This is a genomic window from Amycolatopsis sp. NBC_00355 (assembly GCF_036104975.1).
Taxonomy (GTDB): Bacteria; Actinomycetota; Actinomycetes; order Mycobacteriales; family Pseudonocardiaceae; genus Amycolatopsis.
In genome coordinates this window covers 6,864,785-6,885,683 of the sequence record NZ_CP107982.1, presented here as the reverse complement: position 1 = coordinate 6,885,683, position 20,899 = coordinate 6,864,785, and the positions used below count along the sequence as shown (strand labels likewise).

Genomic DNA, 20,899 nt, shown 5'->3' with positions numbered 1-20,899 from the left:
GCGAGCGCGGCCGACCGATCGCCCCATCGGACCCGCGCCGGCTCTCGCCTCGGCCGAGGACTGTTTCGCCCGCACCCCCGAGCAGTGCGAACCAGTCCTCGGCCACCCCCCTGGTCCCCATCGCGATTAATCGAAAAAAATACGCGTTAGACCTAGCCCGGGCGGTAATCGCCCGCTAGATTGATCATCAAGCGCAGCGTGACCGGTACCTGGTTCGCCGCGCGCCCCGCCCCTTACGTGCGGCCCCGAATTCCGCGGGCCGGTGCCGTTGCACTCCCCTCCCCCGACCGGCACCGGCCCGCGGTTCCACGTCTGCGTCCGGTCCCTACCGGACCGCCTTCACCCGCAGGACCAGGACCGCGGCCAGCAGCGTCGCGACGGCCGACGCGGCAAAGAGTCCCGAGTAGCCGCCGAGGTAAGCGAGCACCAACGGCGTCAGCAGCGGGGCGACCACCTGCGGCAGCGAGTTCGCGATGTTGATGACGCCCAGGTCCTTCGCGCGGTCCTGCGCCGTCGGCAGCACCTGCGTCAGCATCGCCAGCGCGACGGCCATGTACGCGCCGAAACCGACGCCCAGCAGCGGCGAAGCGGCGAGCGCGACCGGCCAGCTCTGCCAGATCACCAGCAGCAAAGCGGCCAGCGCCATCACGCCGGAGGCCGCAAGGACGTATGGCTTACGCCGTCCGGACTTGTCGGAGAAGTGCCCGGCGAGCACCGCGCCGATCACGAGGGCGACGCCGTAGAGCCCCATCATGATCAACAGGCCCGTGTCGGGGTCCGGGTAGTGCACCGCGTCCTTGAGGAAGAACAGCAAGTAGAGCGTGCCGAACGCGTTGCCGAGGTTGATCATGAAGTGGCACGACCAGGCCCACGCGAAGTCCGGGTGCCGCCGCGGCGAGACCCAGAGGTTGCGCAGCACCTCGCCGGCCGCCGACGACGGGCGGTGCTCGACCGGCAGCCGCGCGTCCGGCGTCCGGAGCACGAAGAACGCGGCCCCGACCAGGACGATCCCCGCGCAGACCGCGTAGGCCAGCGGGATCCCGGCGATGCCGAGCATCACGACGACCACCACCGCGCCCAGCACCGTGCCGAGCATCTGCGCGATGCCGACCAGCCCGCCGACCTGCGCGCGCTGCCCGACCGGCACCCGGTCGGCGATGGCGGACATCAGGGTGGCGAGCATGCCGTTGAGCCCCGCCTGCACCAGGCACCAGCCGGCGATCAGCAGCGCGACGTCCGGCGCGAACCCCAGCACCAGCAGGCCCACCGCGGCGACGACCGCACCGACGACCGTCCACGGGTGGCGGCGGCCGAAGCGCGAGCACGTCCGGTCCGACAGCAGCCCGACCGCCGGGTTGACGATCAGGGCCACGATCGCCCCGGCACCCATCACGATGCCGAGCACGAACTCCTTGTTGACCTGGTCCAGCAGCTCGGCCTGCTGCGGCAGCAGCACCTGGATGGGCGCGTAGATCCCCAGCCAGAGCGCGATGTTCGCGAAGAACAGCAGGCTCATCCAGCCGGGCCGCACCCGCACGACGGGTTCGGCGAGCGCTTCGGGCAGGCCCGTGGCCTCGGTCGTCTCACTGCTCATCCCGCACCAGCTTCCGGTACCAGTGGAACGAGTCCTTCGGCGTGCGCCGGAGGGTCTCGTAGTCGACGTGCACCAGGCCGAAGCGCGGCGCGTAACCCTTGGACCACTCGAAATTGTCCATCAGAGACCAGCAGAAGTACCCCCGGACGTCGACCCCGGCGTCCATCGCCTCGCGCACCGCGACGAGGTGACTGTGCAGAAAGTCGATCCGCTCGGGGTCGTGCACGCCGCCGTCCTCGGCGACGACGTCGGCGAAGCTGCAGCCGTTCTCGGTGATCTGGATCGGCGGCAGGCGGTCACGGTAGCGCCGGTGGAAGTCCAGCAGCAGCTCCCGCAGCGCGTGCGGGACGATCGGCGAGTCGTTGGTCGTCATCGGGTAGCCCTCGATCGGGCGGAGGTCGAACGGCAGCGGGTTGCCGGGGCTCGGTTTCGCGACGCCTTGGGGTTCGTAGTAGTTGACGCCGTAGAAGTCGAGCGGCTGCGCGATGACCGGCAGGTCGTCGGCGAACCCCGCGGGCAGGTGCTCGTGAAGCTCTTCGGGGTAGGTGCCGAGCAGGACGGGATCCGCGAAGAGCCGGTTGAGCAGCGCGTCGAGCCACACCGCGGCCGCGTCGTCCTCCACACTGTCGGCGACCGGCCAGATCGGCGAGTGGTTGTTGGCCGTGCCGATGTTCGTGGCACCGGCCGCGCGCAGCGCCTGGACGGCGAGACCGTGCGCGAGGTTCTGGTGGTGCGCGGTCGGGATGGCGTCGAGCAGGAGGGTTTTTCCGGGTGCGTACTCGCCGATCGCGTAGCCGAAGATCGACATCACCATCGGCTCGTTCAACGGGATCCACAGCTTCACCCGATCGGCGAAACGTTCCCCGAGGATGTGGGCGTACTCCGCGAAGCGCTCAGCGGTACCGCGGGCGAGCCAGCCGCCCTCGTCTTCGACGGCTTGCGGGGTGTCCCAGTGGTAAAGCGTGACGGCGGGCGCGATGCCGGCCTCGCACACGGCGTCGATGAGCTTGTCGTAGAACCCGAGCCCTTCGGCGTTGGGCGCGCCTTTCCCGTCGGGCTGGATCCGGGGCCAGGCGATGGACATCCGGTAGGCGCCGACGCCGAGTTCCGCCATCAGCGCGATGTCTTCGGGGTAGCGGTGGTAGTGGTCGGCGGCTACGTTTGCCTCTTCACCGCGCGCGATCTTGCCTTCCGTCGCGGTGAACGTGTCCCAGATGGACGGACCGCGCCCGCCTTCGGTGGTGGCGCCTTCGATCTGGAACGCCGAGGTCGAAACACCCCAAAGGAAGTCTGGCGGGAAGTTCGGGTTCTGCACCGGCTGCTGACCCCTTCGTCAGGCCACCCGTACGGGTGAACATGAAAAGTTCTCATATACTAGGTCTTCACTCGTCCGGGGGGAAGCCCGTCGGCGCGATAAAGTCCCAGATCAGACGAGGAGGAGTGCCGTGTCCGACATCCAGGCCGCGAAGGTGCCGGCAGAAGCGACCCCCCTACGCCGGCAGCCGGTCCAGCAACGCAGCGCGAAACGGGTCGAGCAGATGCTCGACGCGAGCGCGGCGCTGATCGACGAGCTCGGTTACGACGCCCTGACGACCACCCTGATAGCCAAACGGGCAGGGGTCGCCGTCGGTTCGCTGTACCAGTTCTTCCCCGACAAGCGCGCCGTCGTCCAAGCACTGACCGCCCGGAACCTCGAACGGTTCGTCGGCGCGGTCAACGAGCGCCTCAAACAGCTGGGCCCGGAACACTGGTGGGACGTCGTCGACTCGATCCTCGACATCTACCTGGAGATGCACCGCTCGGTACCGGGCTTTTCGAAGGTCCACTTCGGCGACATCATCGACCGCCAGCTGCTCGACGAGACCCGCGACAACAATGCCGTGATCGTGGATTCGCTGACGGATCTCCTGGCGTCGCAGGTGGACCGCCCGGTGGAGGACCTCCGCTTCGCGATCACGATCGCCAACGAGGTCGCGGACGCGCTCCTGAAGCTGGCGTTCCGCAAGGAGCCGAGCGGCGACGAAAAGTTCGTGGCGGAGGCGAAGTACGTGGTCAAGGGGTACCTCGCGGCCCGGTTCGGGGAGAAGTAGGCGTAGTTGTCCCCAGAAGTTGTCCACAACTGTCCGTGGCTGTGGACAACCACCTGTTCGAGACGTGACTGTCGGTGTGTACCGGTAGACTGAACGTGGGGGTTCCCCCGGGGAAGGGCGGGCTGCGTCCGGCCGGCGCGCCCGCTCGCTCACTCGCTCAGCCGAAGTTCCGGTGCTCACCGCGGTACGTCGGGACCGTGCGCTCCACCCGGTCACCCAGCACCAGGTGGTAGTGCGTGAAGCGCTCCGCCAGCTCGCCCGCCTTCGCGTGCCGCAGCCACACCCGGTCGCCCAGTTGCAGGGTCCGGGCGGCTCGGCCGGTCACCGGGGTCTGGACCTCCCCCGCGCCTTCGAAACCGAGGAACTTCAGGCCCGTCGGCAGATACGGCGAAGGCTGACGCGAAGGACCCGTCGGGCCGGAAGCGATGTAGCCGCCGGAATACAGCGTGGCGATCTTGCGCGTGGGGCGGCGGACCACCGGCAACGCGAACAGCGCCGCCGGGCGCGGCTTGAAGCGGGTGTACGCGTCGAACAGCGTCGGGCCGATCAGGCCCGAGCCGGCCGCGATCTCCGTGACCACCGCGTCCGCGCCCGTCGACTCGATGCTGCCCGTGCCGCCGCCGTTGACGAACTCCAGGTCCGTCACCTCGCGGACCGCGCGGACCGCGGCGCCGCGGCGGCGGGCCAGTTCGGCCGCCGACCGGCGTTGCATCCACCCGACCACCACCCGGTTGACACGGCGACCCGCCGCGTCGCCGAGGCCCGCGATCTGGCCTTCGTACGCCATGACGCCGACCAGGCGGAAACCCGGGCGGGCCACGACCTGGCGGGCGAACGTCGAGGCCTGCTTCGGCGTGAAGATCGGGGACCGCCGGGTGCCGACGTGGATGCCCGGGACCGGGCGCCACGACGCGTCGAGCTCCAGGCAGACGCGGATCTCCGGGTGGCCGTGGCCGAGGGCGGCGTCCACCAGGTCCAGGTGCTCGGGCGAGTCGACCATGATCGTGATCGCCGCGCGAGCGCGGTCGGACGCGGCCAGGCGGCGGAGGGCGTCGTGGTCGGCCGTCGGGTAGGCGACGACGACGTCGTCGGTCGTGCCCTCCTCGACGTGCCAGATGGCCTCGGCGAGCGAGTAGCACATCAGGCCTTCGAAGCCCGGCCTCGCGAGGACCCGTTCCAGCAGCGCCCGGCAGCGGACCGACTTGCTCACGACGCGGATCGGCTTGCCGCCCGCGCGTCGGTGGAGGTCGTCGGCGTTCGCGTCGAACGCGGCCAAGTCGACGACGGCCAAGGGTGGATCGAGGTCCTTGGTCGCCAAGTCGTACACCGTCGCACTGGTCACGAGGTCTAAAGTACGACAACAAAGCTTGAAACGCGAATACTGTTCACATACTGTCTCGGACATTCGACCGATGGAGGGGGCGCGCATGACCCGGTGGACCAACTGGGCGGGCACGGCGTCCGCCTCACCGCAGTACGTTCACCAGCCGCGCAGCGTGGCCGAGATCGCGGCGACCGTCGCGAAGATCGCCGCGGCCGGCCGGACCGTGCGCGCCTGGGGCAGCGGCCACTCGTTCACCGCGATCGCCGTCGCCGACTCCGACGCGCTCGACCTGCGCGGCTGGACCGGCATCGAGCGGGCCGACCTCGAAACCGGGCACGTCACCGTCCGCGCGGGCACCACGATCAAGCAGCTCAACGCCGCGCTCGACACGCTCGGGCTGGCCATGACCAACCTCGGCGACATCGACGCGCAGACCATCGCCGGCGCGATCTCCACCGGCACGCACGGCACCGGTGCCCGCCTCGGCGGCATCGCCACCCAGATCGTCGCCCTGGAACTGGTCCTGGCGGACGGCTCGGTCGTCACCTGCTCGGCCGGCGAGCGCCCGGACCTCTTCGCCGCGGCCCGCGTCGGGCTCGGCGCGCTCGGCGTGATCACCACCGTGACCCTGCAGTGCGAGCCGTCGTTCGTGCTGCGCGCGCAGGAGCGTCCGGAGCCGCTGGAGCAGGTCCTCGAAGGCTTCCACGACTCCGCCGCCGACAACGAGCACTTCGAGTTCTACTGGTTCCCCTACGGCAAGAACGCACTGGTCAAGCGCAACAACCGCTGCGAGACGGCGGAACCGCTGAGCAAGGTCCGCGAGTTCGTCGACTACCAGATCATGGAGAACGTCGCGTTCGGCGGGCTGTGCCGGACGGGCCGCCTGATGCCGCGGCTCGTCCGCCCGCTCAACAGCTTCGCGTCGAACATGCTTTCCGCGCGCGAGTACAGCGACCTCTCGCACCGGGTCTTCGTCACTGCCCGGAACGTCCGGTTCACCGAGACCGAATACGCGGTTCCACGTGAATCAGTGCTCGACGTCCTCGCCGAGCTGCGCGCCCTGGTGCCGAAGCTGAGGGACCCGGTGATGTTCCCGGTCGAGGTCCGCGTCGCGGCCGCCGACGACATCTGGCTCTCGACCGCGCAGGGCCGCGACTCGGCCTACATCGCGATCCACCAGTTCACCGGCATGCCGTACCGCGAGTACTTCAGCGCGTTCGAGAAGATCGCCGGCGCGGTCGGCGGCCGCCCGCACTGGGGCAAGATGCACGACCTCGACGCCGGCGTCCTCCGCTCGCGCTACCCGCACTTCGACGACTTCCTGCGGGTGCGCAAGGAAACCGACCCGAGCGGCGTCTTCACCAACACCTACCTGGACCGGGTGCTCGGCCCCGTCGGCTAGAAGAGCGCGGACACCGATTCGCCGTTGTGGATCCGGCGGATCGCTTCGGCCATGGCCGGCGCGATCGAGAGGATCTTCAGCTTCTCGGTGCGTTCCTCTTCCGGGACCGGGACGGTGTTGGTGCAGACGATCTCCAGCACCTCCGGCCGGTCGCCGATGCGCTCGATGGCCTTCGCCGCGAACAAGCCGTGCGTGCAGGCGACGCGGATCGAGCGCGGTTCCAGCTCGGCCAGCCGGTCGAGCAGTTCGAGGACCGTGCTGCCCTTGGCGATCTCGTCGTCGAGGACGATCACGTCGCGGCCGGTGATCTCGCCGATCACCGAGGTGATCTGGACGCGGTCGTCGGGGAACCGTTCCTTCGCGCCGGCCGCGACCTGGACGCCGAGGAGCCGCGCGAAGTGCGACGCCTCCTTCGCATTGCCCAGGTCGGGCGAGACGACGGTGGTGCGCGAGAGGTCGTACTGCCGGAAGTGCTTGGCCAGCTCCTGCAGCGCGTGCAGGTGGTCGACGGGGACGCTGAAGAAGCCGTGCACCTGCGGCGAGTGCAGGGTCATCGCGAGCACGCGGTTTGCGCCGGCCGCCACCAGCAGGTCGGCGACCAGGCGGCCGCCGATGGAGATGCGCGGCGCGTCCTTCTTGTCCGAGCGCGCGTACGAGTAGTGCGGCATCACCGCGGTGATCCGGGACGCCGAGGCGCCGCGGGCCGCGTCGAGCATCAGCAACAGCTCGACGAGGTGTTCCTGCACCGGCTTCACCAGCGGCTGGATGATGAAGACGTCCCGCTCGCGGCAGTTCGCCTGCAGCTGGACGCCGAGGCAGTCGTTCGCGAAGCGCTCGATCTCGACGGGCCGCAGCGGCACGCCGAGCTGCTCGCAGATCTCTTCGGCCAGTTCGGGGTGCGCGCTGCCGCTGAAGACGGCGATTTCTCTGGATTCTTCGTTCACAGTGCTGAAATCGCCTCGTCGATCGCGGTTTCGCCCGAAATCAGTTCCAGGGTGCGACGCGCGGTCGCCGGGGCGTCGAGGAGCGCGACAAGCGTCGCGGCGACGTCGTCACGCGGGATCGGGCCCCGGCCGGTCTTGTCGGCCAGCAGGACCTGGCCGGTGCCGGGGTCGTCGGTCAGGGCGCCGGGCCGGAGGATCGTCCAGTCGAGGTCCCGGGCCTTGAGGTCGTCCTCCGCCGCGCGCTTGGCACGCAGGTAGACGCGGAAGTCCTCGGTGACGTCGGGGTTCTCCGGGTTGTCGGCCCCCATGGAGCCGACCTGGATGTGCCGCCGCACGCCGGCCTGCACGGCCGCGTCGGCGAAGAGGGCCGCCGCGCCGCGGTCCACAGTGTCCTTGCGGGCGGCCCCGCTGCCCGGGCCGGCGCCCGCGGCGAACACCGCGGCGTCGGCGCCCTTCAGCGCCTCGGCGACGGTGTCCACATCGGAGTTTTCCAGGTCGAGCACGACGGCTTGGGCACCGGCGGCTTCGAGATCCGCCGTGTGGGCGGGATTCCGGATGATCCCGACCCCTTCGTCACCGCGCGCGGCGAGCAACCGCTCGAGCCGCAACGCGATCTGACCGTGTCCACCAGCTATGACGACTCGCATGGCCCCGACCCTAGTAGGGATCGATCAAGACCGTCAGTCGAGCTCGGCGGGCACTTCGGCGGTGCGGAGCAGGTGGTCGTAGACGATCTCGTTCACCAGCCGGGAAACCGGGTCCTCCGCCAGCACGACGCGCTCCGTGCGGCCCTCGAGGTCGAGGTCGACGACCGCGTTCGGGTCGGCCGAGACGATCGCGAGGCCGTACGCGCGGGCTCGCGGCAGGCAGTTGCCGACGTAGTCCTCGGTCAGCACGGCCGGCGACGGGAGCACCATCGCGGCCTCGCCGTAGCGGGCGAACGGAACCGCGGAGGCCATCGCGGTGCGCCAGTGGCGCGCGACGGCCAGGACGCCGATGATCTCGGCGGCCGGGGCGGGGGCGGTTCCGGCCAGCTCCGGCCAGGTCCAGGTGTCGACAGTGGCCCGATCGGCCACCGGGCCGGCACCCATCGCGATGCGTTCGGCGTGCACGTCGGTGCGAAGCTTGGCGACCACGCAGACCTTGCGGCCCAGGATCGTGATCTCGGGGAGGACGACGCCGTTCCAGCCCAGCTGGGCGGCGGCGGTGCGGGCGAGCTCGTCGACGGTCGCGGGAAGCTCGATCGGCGGCACCACCCGGCTCGGCATCGACCGGCTGCGCTTCGCGCCACCGGCGACCGTCGAGCGCTCGGTGTTCTGAGGTGTAGCCGCCACGAGTCCGCCTCCTTCAAACCTGCACTGCTTCGTGACCGGGGAAAACCGGCACCTCACTTGTCTAACAGCGCGGCGGCGCGGCGTCGCCGGGTAGCGCGAGTGGCTGCGATCGGCGGCGGCCAGCGGTCGATGACCGGTCGGTAGGCGGTCATGGGACTTCGGTCGAACGGTGCGGCCAACCGAGTGATCGCGAGGTGAGTGGCACTACGGTCCGCCCGCGAACGATTACCCAGGGCGCGAATCCGGGCCGGTGGATCACCTTCGCCCGACTAGCCCGTTCGGCGCAACCCGGGGAGAATCCACAGTGGACGCGGGTCGCTGAGCTGCGGTTGTCCGCCGTCACCCACATGGCGGTGAGCCACGCCGCAGCGGGCACGCGCGCCCGCGACTAAAGTTACCGACCAGTCACTTAGCTGTCGCCAGTCGTCGCCGTGGAGGACCGATGCGCTCCCCGAAGGACTTCTTCGCCCCGCTCGCCCTGGGCGCGCCCGCCCCCGTGCGGGAGATCCCGGTGACGCCGTCCCGGATGATCCACTTCTTCGACCCGAGCAACGAGAAGATGGCCGCGAAGGCGCCGGACATCGCCAAGAAAGTCGACGTCCTGCTGGGAAACCTCGAGGACGCCGTGCGCGCCGACCGCAAGGAGGCCGCGCGCGCCGGGCTCGTCGCCATCGCCCAGGCGAACGACTTCGGCAAGACGCAGCTGTGGACCCGGGTCAACAGCCTGGACTCGCCGTGGGTGCTCGACGACCTGGTGACGCTCGTCACCGAGATCGGCGACAAGCTCGACGTGATCATGGTGCCGAAGGTCGAGGGCGCGCAGGACATCCACTACGTCGACCGGCTGCTGGCCCAGCTCGAGGCGCGCGCCGGCCTGACGAAGCCGTTGCTGGTGCACGCGATCCTCGAGACGGCGAGCGGCGTGGCCAATGTGGAGGAGATCGCCGGCGCGAGCCCGCGGATGCAGGGCATCTCGCTCGGCCCGGCCGACCTGGCCGCGAGCCGCCGGATGAAGACCACGCGCGTCGGCGGCGGCCACCCCGGTTACCTGGTGCGCACCGACCCGACCGGCGACGACCTGACCGAAGGCCGGACGACGTACCAGCAGGACCTCTGGCACTACACGGTCGCGCGGATGGTCGACGCGTGCGCGATGCACGGGATCCTGCCGTACTACGGGCCGTTCGGGGACATCCGCGACGTCGTCGCGTGCGAGGACCAGTTCCGGAACGCGTTCCTGCTCGGCTGCGTCGGCGCGTGGAGCCTGCACCCCGTGCAGATCGACATCGCGAAGAAGGTGTTCTCGCCGTCGCCGTCCGATGTGGCCTGGGCGCGGCGCGTGATCGCGGAGATGGGCGACGGCACCGGCGCGGTGATGATCGACGGGAAGATGCAGGACGACGCGTCGGTGAAGCAGTGCCGCGTGGTCGCCGAACTGGCCGACGCCCTCGCGGCGGACGACCCCGGACTCGCGAGCGCGTACGACGCCGCCACCAAGGAGATCCTCGGATGACCGAGCTGAAGCCGAGACGTTCCGTCCTCTACATGCCGGGCGCCAACGAGCGCGCGCTGGAGAAGGCCAAGACCATCCCGGCGGACGCGCTGATCCTCGACCTCGAGGACGCCGTCGCGCCGGACGCGAAGGAAGCGGCGCGCGAACGCGTCTGCGCGGCCGCGTCCTCGGGCGACTACGGCGATCGCGAGGTGACGATCCGCGTCAACGGCCTGGACACCGAGTGGCACGACGCCGACCTGCGCGCGGCCGCGGCCGCCGGGCCGGCCGCGGTGGTCGTGCCGAAGGTGAACTCGGCGTCCGAAGTGCACAACATCGAGCGCGCGCTGGAGCTGGGCGGCGCGCCCGGCCACACGAAGATCTGGGCGATGCTCGAGACGCCGGTCGCGATGCTGCACGCCGAGGAGATCGCGGCGGCGTCCGAACGGCTGACCGTGCTGGTGATGGGCACCAACGACCTGGCGAAGGAACTGCACGCGGAGTTCGTCCCGGGCCGCGGCCCGCTGCTGGGCGGGCTTTCGCTGTGCCTGCTGGCCGCGCGCGCGACCGGCAAGGTGATCCTCGACGGCGTCTACAACGACGTGAAGGACCTGTCCGGGTTCGAAGAGGAGTGCGTCCAGGGCCGGCAGTACGGCTTCGACGGCAAGACGCTCATCCACCCGTCCCAGGTGGAGCCGTGCAACCGGGTCTTCGCGCCGTCCGAAGAGGAGATCGACCGGTCGCGGCGGATCATCGAGGCGTTCGAGAAGGCCGGCAGCGGCGTGGTCACCGTGGACGGCCGGATGATCGAGAACCTGCACGTCGACAACGCGCGCCGGGTGCTCGCGCTCGCCGAGGCGGTCAAGGCCTGACCCCCGGTGGCCGGGCTACCCCATGGCCCGGCCACCGGAGGAGTTCAGTTCGGCAGGTTGTCCGTCCACCCGGAACCGATCTCGAAGGTGGTGCCCTCGGCGGCCTGGGCCACCGCGCCGTCCGCGGTCACGTACATCGAGGTCTGGTTCACGCGGCCGGTCGCCGGGTCGACGACGAGCAGTGCGCTGCCTCCCGGTCCCGGCACCTGCAAGCCCTGCCCACCCGGCACCGCGCCGACCGCGCGCACCCCGGGGTACGCGGCGATCGCCCGGAACGACGCGGCCCGGACCGCCGGGGGCGCCGGCAGCGTGGACACGAGCGAGACCAGGCCTTCGAGCACCGCCTGCTTCCGCTGGTCCGCGGTCAGCGGTCCGGCGCTGGTCCGGATGTCGCTGTGGGCCACCAGGTTCGCGATCCAGTCCCGCAGGGCCGCCGGTTCGGCGGGGAGGGCCTGGATCCGGTCCATGGTCACCTCGGCACCACCCAGCCTGAAGGGCGTCGGCATCGCCAGCGGCACAACCCGGTGACCGGACTTCGCGCCGCGGAACCACACGTGCCCGTCGGCCTTGGTCCAGTACTCGTAGGTCTCCGACTCGGCGATCTTGACGTGCCAGTAAGTGCCGGTGCTCGCCGGGGCCTTCGCGGCGACTGTGGCCGCCGCGAGCAGGACTTCCTGGCCGGTGACGGCGACCGGCGCCGCGGCCTGCGGGGCCGGCGTCGGGGCCGGGGCCGGGGTTCTGGGCACCGTCGCCACCACGACGGCGGCCGCGGCCGCGACGGCGACGAGGCCGGCCCCGACCGCCACGCGGCCGGTGCGCTTGCGCCGGCCGGTGAGCATGTGGTTCTGCAGCCGGTGCCGGCTGCGGTCGGCGACGTCCTGGGTGGGCTCTTCGGGGGTCAGCGCCGCGCGCAGCGTCTGCAGGTCATTCATCACGGGCCTCCGGGGTGAGAACAGGGGTGAGCTTCTTGCGGGCGCGGCTGAGCCGGGAGCCGACCGTGCCGGGGGAAATGCCGAGGGCCTCGGCGACTTCCGCGTAACCGAGGTCGGCGAGAGCGACGAGCAGCAGCACGTCACGCTCCCCCGAGGTCAGCCGCGACAACGCTTTCGCCAGTTGACCGCTCAGCGCGACGCGGTTTTCGTGGCCCTCGGCGGGCCGGGGCGTTTCGAGCCGCGAGAGCGCGCGGTAGTGCCGGGCTTCCTTGCGGCGGTGCCGCGACACGAGGTTCGTCGCGATGCCGAACAGCCAGGCCCGCAGCTCGCCGCGGGTGGCGTCGAACGTCTTGCGCCGGTCGAAGGCGACGAGGAACGTCTCGGCGGCGAGGTCCTCCGCCGCCTGGGCGCCGAGCCGACCGGCGACGTACCGGTAGATGGCCGCGAAGTGGCGGTCGTGCACCTCGGTGAACAGCTCGGTGCCGAGCACCGGGGCCGCCGTCATGTGGCTGCCTCTGTCATGGAGATCCTTCCCGTCGGCGACAGTTTCACCACCACTTCGCCGCGGGCCCGGATCTTCTTCCCTCGTTCTTTAACCGACCGGCCAGGGCCGCTGCGGCGGGCGGATCGCTTCGTACGCCGCGGCGGCGCGCAGGACGCCGATGTCGTCGAAGCGGCGGCCGCTGATCTGGAGGCCGATCGGCCGGCCGTCGTCGGTGTAACCGCAGTTCAGCGACACCGCGGGCTGGCCGGACATGTTGTAGGGCACGGTGAACCCGATGTGCTCGAACGGCCGTGCGGGGTCGTTCGTCGGGGACGCCCACTCCGCCGGCGGGGCCGCGACCGGGCAGGTCGGCGAGAGCACAACGTCGAACGACGAAGTCGCGCGCAGGGTCGCGACGCTGATCGCGTCGATCCGGGCGAAGCCGCGGTAGACGTCCACCCCGGACAGGTCCGCGCCGCCCGCAGCCCATTCCGCGATGTAGGGCAGCACCCTCGCGCGCCGGTCGAGCGGCAGCGACGTCAGGTCGGCCCAGGCGCGGGTGCGCCAGAACGTGTCCAGGCCGCTGAGCATTTCGCGGGTGAGGAACGGCCCGACCGGCTCGACGACCGCGCCCGCGGCCTCGAACGCGCGGGCCGCAGCGGTGACGGCGTCACGGGTCGCCGGGTCGACCGGGAGGCCGGGCCCGGAGTCGAGCTGCAGGCCGACGCGCAGCCCTTCGAGCGAGCCGTCGAGCGAAGACCACGGCAGGTCGGCGGGCGGCAGGCTCAGGTGGTCGCGCGGATCGGGCGCGGACAGCACGCTCATCAGCAACGCCGTGTCGGCGACCGTGCGGGTCATCGGGCCGGCGACGCGGCCGAGGAACGGCGGGTCGACCGGCACGCGGCCGAAGCTCGGCTTCAACCCGACCAGCCCGCACCAGCCCGCGGGCAGCCGGATCGAGCCGCCGATGTCGGTGCCGACGTGCAGCGGGCCGTACCCCGCCGCGCCCGCCGCACCGGCGCCGGCGCTCGAGCCGCCGGGCGACGCCGACGGCTGCCACGGGTTGCGCGCGGTGGTGTGGAAGCTCGACAGGCCGGACGTCAGCATCCCGTAGTCCGGCATGGTCGTCTTGGCCAGCAGGACGCCGCCGGACTCGCGGATCCGCGCCGCGGCCGGGGCGTCTTCGGCCGCGGGGACCAAAGCGGTGGCCGCGGTGCCCAGCGGGACCGGGGTGCCGCGGGTCGCGATGTTCTCCTTGAGCGTCAGCGGGACGCCGTCGATCGGACCCAGCGGTTCGCCCGCGTGCCAACGCGCTTCGGCACCCTTCGCGTCATCACGCGCGGCCGAAGGGTCGTACGCGTACAACGCGTGCAACTCGGGTTCCCGCGCCTCGATGCGCGCCAAGACGGCTTCGGTCACCTCGACCGGTGAGAGCGTCTTCGCGCGGTACTGCGCGACAAGTTCGACGGCGGTCAGGTCGGGCAGCTCGGTCATGAGCCCTCCTTCACGAAGCGGGCGGTTCGAAGCGGCCGTCGACGGCGGTCCAGCCACCGTCCACCGCGAGCACGGAGCCGGTGACGAACGTCGAAGCGTCCGAAGCGAGGTAGACGACGGCGCCGGCGAGCTCGTCGGGACGCGCCCAGCGCCCCAGCGCGCCCTTCCGCGCGTACGCGTCGTACCACTCCGGATTCGCCTTGATCTGCGCGGTCAACGGCGTCTCGACGACGCCGGGGGCGATCGCGTTGACCCGGACGCCGGCCGGGCCGAACTCCGCGGCGGCCGTCCGGAACAGCTGGACGAGCCCGGCTTTTGTGGCGGCATAAGGGCCCTGACCGGGCTCGACGGTCGTACCGCGGATCGACGAGAAGCCGATGATGCTCCCCCGCCCGCGCGCGACCATGTCGGCGCCGAACGCGCGGACGACCTCGAACGTCACGCCGAGGTTGAGCGCGAGGACCCGGTCGAACTCGTCGCGGGTGTAGTCGAGCAAGCGCTTGCGGACATTCGTCGCGGCGGTCAGCACGACGACGTCGAGCGGCCCGAGGTCACTCGCCGCGCGGTCGACGGCGCCGGGTTCGAGGAGGTCGATCTCGTACGCCTCACCGACGCCGGTTTCGCGGGCCGCTGTGACATCGCGGTCCGCGACCACAACTGACGCGCCGTGCGCGGCCAGGGCCCGGGCGGCTTCGCGGCCGATCCCGCTGCCACCGCCGAGCACCACGGCACGGCGTCCGTCCAAGCGGAACAGGTTCTCGTAGTTCAAGGCCGCAGCACCGCCATCCTCGTCACGGTCAGCTCCTCGACGGCGAAGCGCGGGCCCTCGCGGCCGATGCCGGAGTCCTTCACCCCGCCGTACGGCATGGTGTCCGAGCGGAACCCGGGCACCTCGTTGACGACGACGCCGCCGACGTCCAGCTCGTCGAGCGCGCGGAACGCCGTGCGCAGCGACCGGCTGTAGACGCTGGCGTGGAGGCCGTAGCGGGACGCGTTGACCGCGGCGAAGGCTTCGTCCACATCGGACACCGTGCGCAGGCAGACGACCGGGCCGAAGATCTCTTCGTCCCAGGCCTCGACGCCGTCCGGGACGTCGAGCAGGACGGTCGGGCGCAGCACGGTGCCTTCGACACCGCCGCCGACCTGGCGAGCGCCGGACTTCTCGATCCACGTGGCGACGCGGTCGGTGGACGCGGGGTCGATCAGCGCGGACACCCGCGTCTTCTCGTCGCGGGGATCGCCGACGACGACCTCGTCGAGCCGCGCCAGCACGCGTTCGGTGAAGTCGGACGCCACCGACGCGACGACCAGCACGCGCTGCACCGAGATGCAGGCCTGGCCGGACGCGTAGAACCCGCCGCGCAGCACGGCGTCCGCGGCGGCGTCGAGGTCCGCGTCCTCCGCGACGACGAGGGCCGCGTTCGAACCCAGCTCCAGCAGCGTTTTTGTCGGGGCCGCGTCGCGGGCGATGCGGTGGCCGACCGCGGCCGAGCCGGTGAACGAGACCGCGCCGATCCGGCGGTCGGTCGTCAGCGCCGCGCCGACGGACGCGTCGCCGGTGATCAGCTGGACCATCGCCGGAACGGGCGCGATCTCCCTGATCAAGTGCACGAGCCACAGCGTCGTCAGGGGTGTCTGCGGCGCGGGTTTGACGATCACCGGGCAGCCGGCGGCGATCGCGGGGGCGATCTTGTGCGACGCGAGCAGCAGGGGGTAGTTGAACCCCGCGATGCCGACGACCACACCGATCGGCTTGCGTTTCCAGAACCCGACCAGCCCGTCACCGGAAGGCAGGAGATCGAGCGGGACGGTCTCGCCGTGCAGCCGCGACACCTCTTCGGCGGCGGCTTCCCACGTGACGATCGTGCGGGCGACCTCGACGCGGCAGTCCACCAGCGGCTTGCCGGTCTCCAGCACCAGCAGGTTCTCGAACTCCTCACGGCGTTCCTGCAACGCGGAAGCGACGTCGTTCAGCAGGGTGCGACGAGTCCGCGAAGGCAGCGAAGCCACTTCGCGCGCGACGGCGACAGCCTCGTCGACAGCGCGCGTAGCCAGCTCCGGCGTGCCGATGGGCGCGGTGCCGATGACACTCCCGTCATACGGGAACACCACGTCCGACGTGTCCACAGTGGATGTCCAGCCCGCGCCGATCGGCAGGCCGTCCGGGTAGTCAGGCATCCTCGCCTCCGCTCAGCCGGGCCAGTTCCGCGCGCAGGTTCGGCGCGGCGGCCAGGAGTTCCCGGGTGTACTCGTGCTCGGGCGCGTCGTAGACCTGCTCGACGTCGCCGAGTTCGACGATCTCGCCGCGGCGCATCACCGCGACGCGGTCGCAGACGTGCCGGACGACGCCGAGGTCGTGCGACACGAAGATCAGCGTCAGCGCGAACTGGTCGACCAGCGAGCCGAGCAGGTCGAGGATCTGGCCGCGCACGGAGACGTCGAGGGCGCTGACCGGCTCGTCCGCGATGAGCACACGAGGGTTCGGCGCGAGCGCACGCGCGATCGAGATGCGTTGCCGCTGGCCGCCGGAGAACTGGTGCGGGTACCGCCCCGCCGCGTCCGCGGGCAGGCCGACGGCGGCGAGCAACTCCGCGACCCGGTCCGGATCTCGACGGCCCAGCGGTTCGGAAATGATGTCGGCGACGCGCATCCGCGGGTCGAGCGAACCCATCGGGTCCTGGAAGACGATCTGCAGTTCCGACCGCAGGAACCCGAGTTTCCGTTCCGGCAGGTTGTCGATACGTCGACCTTGGAACGACACTGTGCCGGCGGTCGGCTTGTCGAGCGCCGCCAGCAGCCGGACCAGCGTGGACTTCCCCGAACCGGACTCGCCGACGATGCCGAACCGCTGGCCGGCCTCGACGTCGAAGCTGACACCGCGCAGCGCGTGCACGTCTCGTCGGGCGTACCGCCGTTCCAGGTCGCGGACTTCGATGATCATCGGCGCGCCTCCAGGTCCGACGCGTCCAGGAGCTTCCGCGTGTACTCGTGCTTCGGCGACGACAGCACTTCGCGCGTCGAGCCCGCTTCGACGATCTCGCCGTCGAGCATCACCAGCACGCGCTCACACACCGACGCCACCACCGCGAGGTCGTGCGTGATGAACAGGAGGGCACTTTCACGTGAAAGTGACGTCTTGATCAGCGCGAGGATCTGGGCCTGCACGGTGACGTCGAGGGCGGTCGTCGGCTCGTCGCAGATCAGCAGGGACGGTTTGTTGGCCAGGGCCATCGCGAGGACGACGCGTTGCCGCTGGCCGCCGGACAGCTGGTGCGGGTACGCGCGGGCCGTGCCCGGCAACCCCACAGCGTTGAGGAGTTCCTCGGCACGACGGCGACGGCCGTGGATCCGGCCCGGTTCGGTGACCTGCCGACCCACGCGCATGGCCGGGTTCAACGCCGTCATCGGCTCCTGGAACACCATCGCCAGCTCGTCACCGCGCAGCCGGGAAAGGTCCTTTTCGGACATTCCCAGTAGCTCGCGGTCACCGAGCCGCACCGAGCCGGCCGCGCGCAGCTCGTCGGGCAGCAGGCCCATGATCGCCAGCGCCGTCAACGACTTCCCGGAGCCGGACTCGCCGATCAGGCCGACGCGCTCACCCGCGCCGATCTCGAAGGAGATGTCCCGGACCAGCGAAGACACCGACAGCCCCGTTACCGAGAGAGTCATACACGGGCCGCCAATCGGGGGTCGAGGCGGTCGCGCAGGCCGTCACCGAGGAGGTTGAACCCGAGGACGGCGACGGCGATCGCGATGCCCGGCACCAGCGCCAGCCGCGGCTGGACCGTCAGCAACTCTTGAGATTCCTGCAGCATCCGGCCCCACGACGGGGTCGGCGGCCGGGTGCCGAACCCGAGGAACGACAGGGCCGCCTCGGCCAGCACGGCGATCGCGAACGACACCGACGCCTGCACGATCAGCAGCCCGGAGATGTTCGGCAGCACGTGCCGCACGGCGATGGTGAGCCGCGACCGGCCGCCGGCGCGGGCGGCGAGCACGAACTCGGTGCTCATCACCTGCAGCGTCCCGGACCGGGCGATCCGCGCGAACGACGGGATCGTCGCGATGCCGATCGCGACCATCGCGGTCAGCGTGTCCGCGCCGAACACGGCGCCGAACATGATCGCCAGCAGCAGCGCGGGAAACGCGAGCACGAGGTCGTTGACGCGCATGACGAATTCGCCGAGCCACCGTGGTGACATCCCGGCGAGGATCCCGAGCGGCGTCCCGATCACGGCGGCGATGCCGACCGCGACCACACCGACGTACAGCGTGGTCCGCGCGCCGACCATGAGCTGGCTGAGCAGGTCACGCCCGAACTTGTCGGTGCCGAAGAGGTTCTCTCCCCCGAAGCCCAGGAGCCGGTGGGCCGCGTCGACCTTCACCGGGTCGAACGGCGTCCAGAAGAACGACAGCACCGCGGCCAGGACAACCAGGCCGACCAGTACCCCGCCGATCACGAGATTGCGCATCACGAACCTCGCAATCGCGGGTCGAGCACGGTGTAGAGGACGTCGACGACGAAGTTGACCAGCAGCACGCCCACCACCAGCACCAGCACGATCCCCTGCACGGTCAGCAGATCACGCGACGCGACCGCGTCCAGCAGCATCGAGCCCAGCCCCGGCAGCACGAACACGCGCTCGACGACGACCGCGCCGATCAGCAGCGTCGCGAGCTGCAGGCCCAGCACGGTGACGACCGGGACGGACGCGTTGCGCAGACCGTGGCGTACCAGCGCCTGGCCGGGCCGCAGGCCCTTGGACCGCGCGGTGCGCAGGTAGTCCTGGCCGAGCGTGTCCAGCACGGCCGTGCGCACATAACGCGTGAGCACCGCGCCCTGCACCAATCCGAGGGACAGCGCGGGAAGAACGAGCCCGCGGAGGAACTCGCCCGCGTCCTGGTCCGGCGGCGTCCACCCGCCGGACGGCAGCCAGCGCAGCTGCACCGCGAAGATCTGCACCAGGATGATCCCGGCGAGGAACGCGGGAACCGCGACGCCGATCTGCGACAGCCCGGAAACACCCGCGCCGGACGCCTTCCGGTGCTTGACCGCGGCGAACGTGCCCACGGGGATGGCGATCACCAACGCCACGAGCATCCCGGCGCCGACCAGCCAGAGCGTGACGCCGAGGCGGTCGAGCAGCTGCGGGCCGATGGTGTCGCGCGTGACGTACGAGCGGCCGAAGTCGCCGTGGAGCACACCACCGATCCAGTCGAAGTACTGCGTGACCAGCGGCCGGTCGATGCCGAACTCGGCGCGGGTCTTGGCGAGCAGCTCCGGCGTCGCGTTGACGCCGAGCGCGACCTGCGCCGGATCACCCGGCAGCACGGCCATGAAGAGGAACACCACGATCGACGCGACCAGCACGCTGACCACGAAGATCGCCACCCGGCGCAGCACCTTGGCGGTCATCGCGGCGCCAGCCCGGTCAGGTCGAACGACTCGCTGACCTGGTTCGCCGCGAACCCGCCGACCTTGGCCTTCGCGACGATCACGTTGGGGAACAGGAAGAGCCAGTCCGCGGCCGCATCCGTATTCAGCTGCTTGGCCACCTGCTTCATGTCCGCGACCTGCTGCTCCGGCGTCCCGCTGTCGGCTTCGGCGAGCAACTGCTGGACCCGCTTGTTGTCGTAGCCCCAGTAGTACGTCGGCTTGCCGAACGTCGTGATGTCGCGCGCCTCGACGTGCTGGATGATCGACAGGTCGTAGTCGTGGTCGGTGAACACCTGCTTCAGCCAGACGGCCGGGAAGTCGAGCGGCTCGATCGTCGTCCGGACGCCGACATCGGCCAGCTGCGACTGCACGACCTGCGCGGCCGAGACGGCGTAGGGCAGGTTCGGGATCCGCAGCCGCAGGTTCAGGTTCGTCGCGCCCGCCTCGCTCAGCAGCGCCTTCGCCTTCGCCGGATCGAACGGGTAGACGTTCGACAGGTCCTCGTACCAGGGGTCGGTCGGCGGGACCATGCTGCCGATCAACGTGCCGCGCCCGGCCCACGCCGTGTCGAGCAGCGCCTTCCGGTCGATCGCGTACGTCAGCGCCTGGCGCACCCGCGGGTCGGTCAGCGGCGCGCGTTTGTTGTTGAACGCCAGCGTGACCTCGCTGTTCGACGTGCCCTGCACCACCCGGAACCGGTCGTCGGCCTGGAACTGCGGGATCGAGTCGGGCGCGGTGATCGCCGAGATGACGTCGATCCCGTTGCTGTACAGGGCGTTGTTCAGCGCGGTCGGGTCCTTGATGTACTTCAGGACGACCGTCTTGTACGCCGGCTCCCGGCCCCAGTACCCGGGATTCGCCTTGAGCACGACGGAGTCGCCGCGCATCCGGGCCGCCACGACGTACGGCCCGGTGCCGATCGGCTTGTTCGCCAGATCCGCGACGCCGGTGGGGCTGAACATCGCGCCCAGCCGGCTCGTGAGGCTGAACAACCAGCCGTTCGACGGCTTCGAGAGCACGACCCGCGCGTGGTCCGGCGCCACGACGTCGACGTGATCGACGACGTCCATTGTGGACTTGATCGAGATCGTCCAGTCGGTTTTCACGCGCAGCAGCGAGAACTTGACGTCCTCGGCGGTGAACGGCTCGCCGTTGCTGAACTCGACGCCCGGCCGCAGCTGGAAGTCGTAGGTCTTGCGGTCCGGGCTGATGGTCCACGACTTCGCGAGCAACGGCACCACGCGACCCTGCGAATCGAGCTTCACCAGGCCTTCGTAGACGTTGTAGAGCAACGCCTGCGGGATCGCGGCACCGTCGGTCTTGGTGAAGTCGAAGTTCGCGGGCTCCGCTGTGAAACCCACGGAAAGCGTGTCCGGACCAGCGGAAACGCTCGCCGACGAGCCGGCCGAGCAGCCGGACACCACGAGCAGCAGCGCCGCTGCCAGCACGGGAATCCGGGCTTTCATCTGGCCTCCAGGTAGGTACACTGGTCTGACCAGT

20 protein-coding genes are annotated in these 20,899 nt (G+C 70.5%); 4 read left to right on the top strand and 16 right to left on the bottom strand.

Features of this window, described 5'->3' with window-relative positions; all coding sequences use genetic code 11:
* Window positions 1-325: 325 nt before the first annotated feature.
* Entirely contained in the window at window positions 326-1,594 is a 1,269-nt protein-coding gene (locus OHS18_RS31295; protein WP_328446555.1) for an MFS transporter, read from the bottom strand.
* On the bottom strand, window positions 1,584-2,909 hold the full coding sequence (locus OHS18_RS31290; protein WP_328446556.1) for a GH1 family beta-glucosidase: 1,326 nt from the start codon (window positions 2,907-2,909) through the stop codon (window positions 1,584-1,586). Before OHS18_RS31290 ends, OHS18_RS31295 begins: the two co-directional genes overlap by 11 nt.
* A 130-nt stretch (window positions 2,910-3,039) precedes the next feature.
* Between OHS18_RS31290 and OHS18_RS31285 the strand changes: the two genes are divergently transcribed.
* Complete coding sequence (locus OHS18_RS31285) at window positions 3,040-3,684, top strand: TetR/AcrR family transcriptional regulator (protein WP_328446557.1); 645 nt, start codon at window positions 3,040-3,042, stop codon at window positions 3,682-3,684.
* Window positions 3,685-3,841: 157 nt separating this feature from the next.
* On the opposite strand, the gene OHS18_RS31280 is transcribed toward OHS18_RS31285, so the two are convergent.
* Window positions 3,842-5,026 (bottom strand): amino acid deaminase/aldolase, encoded by a 1,185-nt coding sequence (locus OHS18_RS31280; protein ID WP_328613304.1) that lies wholly within the window; start codon window positions 5,024-5,026, stop codon window positions 3,842-3,844.
* Between the two features lie 85 nt (window positions 5,027-5,111).
* On the opposite strand from OHS18_RS31280, the gene OHS18_RS31275 reads away from it, so the two are divergent.
* Window positions 5,112-6,410, top strand: coding sequence for a D-arabinono-1,4-lactone oxidase (locus OHS18_RS31275; protein WP_328446559.1), 1,299 nt, complete (start codon window positions 5,112-5,114; stop codon window positions 6,408-6,410).
* Here the strand turns inward: OHS18_RS31275 and OHS18_RS31270 are convergent.
* From OHS18_RS31270 to OHS18_RS31260, 3 genes are read right to left on the bottom strand one after another with little or no spacing between them, the layout of a single operon-like run.
* On the bottom strand, window positions 6,407-7,354 hold the full coding sequence (locus tag OHS18_RS31270) for a ribose-phosphate diphosphokinase (RefSeq protein ID WP_328446560.1): 948 nt from the start codon (window positions 7,352-7,354) through the stop codon (window positions 6,407-6,409). The genes OHS18_RS31275 and OHS18_RS31270 overlap by 4 nt on opposite strands.
* Window positions 7,351-8,001, bottom strand: coding sequence for an NAD(P)H-binding protein (locus tag OHS18_RS31265; protein ID WP_328613303.1), 651 nt, complete (start codon window positions 7,999-8,001; stop codon window positions 7,351-7,353). The genes OHS18_RS31270 and OHS18_RS31265 overlap by 4 nt, the downstream gene beginning before the upstream one ends.
* Window positions 8,002-8,034: 33 nt before the next feature.
* On the bottom strand, window positions 8,035-8,688 hold the full coding sequence (locus tag OHS18_RS31260; RefSeq protein WP_328446563.1) for a hypothetical protein: 654 nt from the start codon (window positions 8,686-8,688) through the stop codon (window positions 8,035-8,037).
* A gap of 442 nt (window positions 8,689-9,130) precedes the next feature.
* Between OHS18_RS31260 and OHS18_RS31255 the strand changes: the two genes are divergently transcribed.
* Together OHS18_RS31255 and OHS18_RS31250 are read left to right on the top strand one after the other, a co-directional pair.
* Entirely contained in the window at window positions 9,131-10,201 is a 1,071-nt protein-coding gene (locus OHS18_RS31255; RefSeq protein ID WP_328446565.1) for an HpcH/HpaI aldolase/citrate lyase family protein, read from the top strand.
* Window positions 10,198-11,052, top strand: coding sequence for an HpcH/HpaI aldolase/citrate lyase family protein (locus OHS18_RS31250; protein WP_328446567.1), 855 nt, complete (start codon window positions 10,198-10,200; stop codon window positions 11,050-11,052). The genes OHS18_RS31255 and OHS18_RS31250 overlap by 4 nt, the downstream gene beginning before the upstream one ends.
* A gap of 44 nt (window positions 11,053-11,096) precedes the next feature.
* On the opposite strand, the gene OHS18_RS31245 is transcribed toward OHS18_RS31250, so the two are convergent.
* The 10 genes from OHS18_RS31245 to OHS18_RS31200 form a co-directional block, all read right to left on the bottom strand.
* On the bottom strand, window positions 11,097-11,984 hold the full coding sequence (locus OHS18_RS31245; RefSeq protein WP_328613302.1) for a CU044_5270 family protein: 888 nt from the start codon (window positions 11,982-11,984) through the stop codon (window positions 11,097-11,099).
* Complete coding sequence (locus OHS18_RS31240; RefSeq protein WP_328446575.1) at window positions 11,977-12,489, bottom strand: RNA polymerase sigma factor; 513 nt, start codon at window positions 12,487-12,489, stop codon at window positions 11,977-11,979. The genes OHS18_RS31245 and OHS18_RS31240 overlap by 8 nt, the downstream gene beginning before the upstream one ends.
* Before the next feature lie 87 nt (window positions 12,490-12,576).
* Window positions 12,577-13,962, bottom strand: coding sequence for an amidase (locus tag OHS18_RS31235; protein WP_328613301.1), 1,386 nt, complete (start codon window positions 13,960-13,962; stop codon window positions 12,577-12,579).
* A gap of 10 nt (window positions 13,963-13,972) precedes the next feature.
* Window positions 13,973-14,731 carry an SDR family NAD(P)-dependent oxidoreductase gene (locus OHS18_RS31230; protein WP_328613300.1) on the bottom strand — a complete coding sequence of 253 codons (759 nt, stop codon included), beginning with the start codon at window positions 14,729-14,731 and terminating at the stop codon, window positions 13,973-13,975.
* A complete protein-coding gene (locus OHS18_RS31225) occupies window positions 14,728-16,140 on the bottom strand; it encodes an aldehyde dehydrogenase family protein (RefSeq protein ID WP_328613299.1) in 1,413 nt (470 codons plus the stop codon). The genes OHS18_RS31230 and OHS18_RS31225 overlap by 4 nt, the downstream gene beginning before the upstream one ends.
* A complete protein-coding gene (locus OHS18_RS31220; RefSeq protein WP_328613298.1) occupies window positions 16,133-16,903 on the bottom strand; it encodes an ABC transporter ATP-binding protein in 771 nt (256 codons plus the stop codon). Before OHS18_RS31220 ends, OHS18_RS31225 begins: the two co-directional genes overlap by 8 nt.
* Window positions 16,900-17,631, bottom strand: coding sequence for an ABC transporter ATP-binding protein (locus tag OHS18_RS31215; RefSeq protein ID WP_328613297.1), 732 nt, complete (start codon window positions 17,629-17,631; stop codon window positions 16,900-16,902). Before OHS18_RS31215 ends, OHS18_RS31220 begins: the two co-directional genes overlap by 4 nt.
* Complete coding sequence (locus tag OHS18_RS31210; protein WP_326945481.1) at window positions 17,628-18,434, bottom strand: ABC transporter permease; 807 nt, start codon at window positions 18,432-18,434, stop codon at window positions 17,628-17,630. The genes OHS18_RS31215 and OHS18_RS31210 overlap by 4 nt, the downstream gene beginning before the upstream one ends.
* Window positions 18,434-19,378: an ABC transporter permease gene (locus tag OHS18_RS31205; protein WP_328613296.1), complete on the bottom strand. Its 945-nt coding sequence runs from the start codon at window positions 19,376-19,378 to the stop codon at window positions 18,434-18,436. Before OHS18_RS31205 ends, OHS18_RS31210 begins: the two co-directional genes overlap by 1 nt.
* Window positions 19,375-20,865 (bottom strand): ABC transporter substrate-binding protein, encoded by a 1,491-nt coding sequence (locus OHS18_RS31200; protein ID WP_328613295.1) that lies wholly within the window; start codon window positions 20,863-20,865, stop codon window positions 19,375-19,377. The genes OHS18_RS31205 and OHS18_RS31200 overlap by 4 nt, the downstream gene beginning before the upstream one ends.
* Window positions 20,866-20,899: the final 34 nt, after the last annotated feature.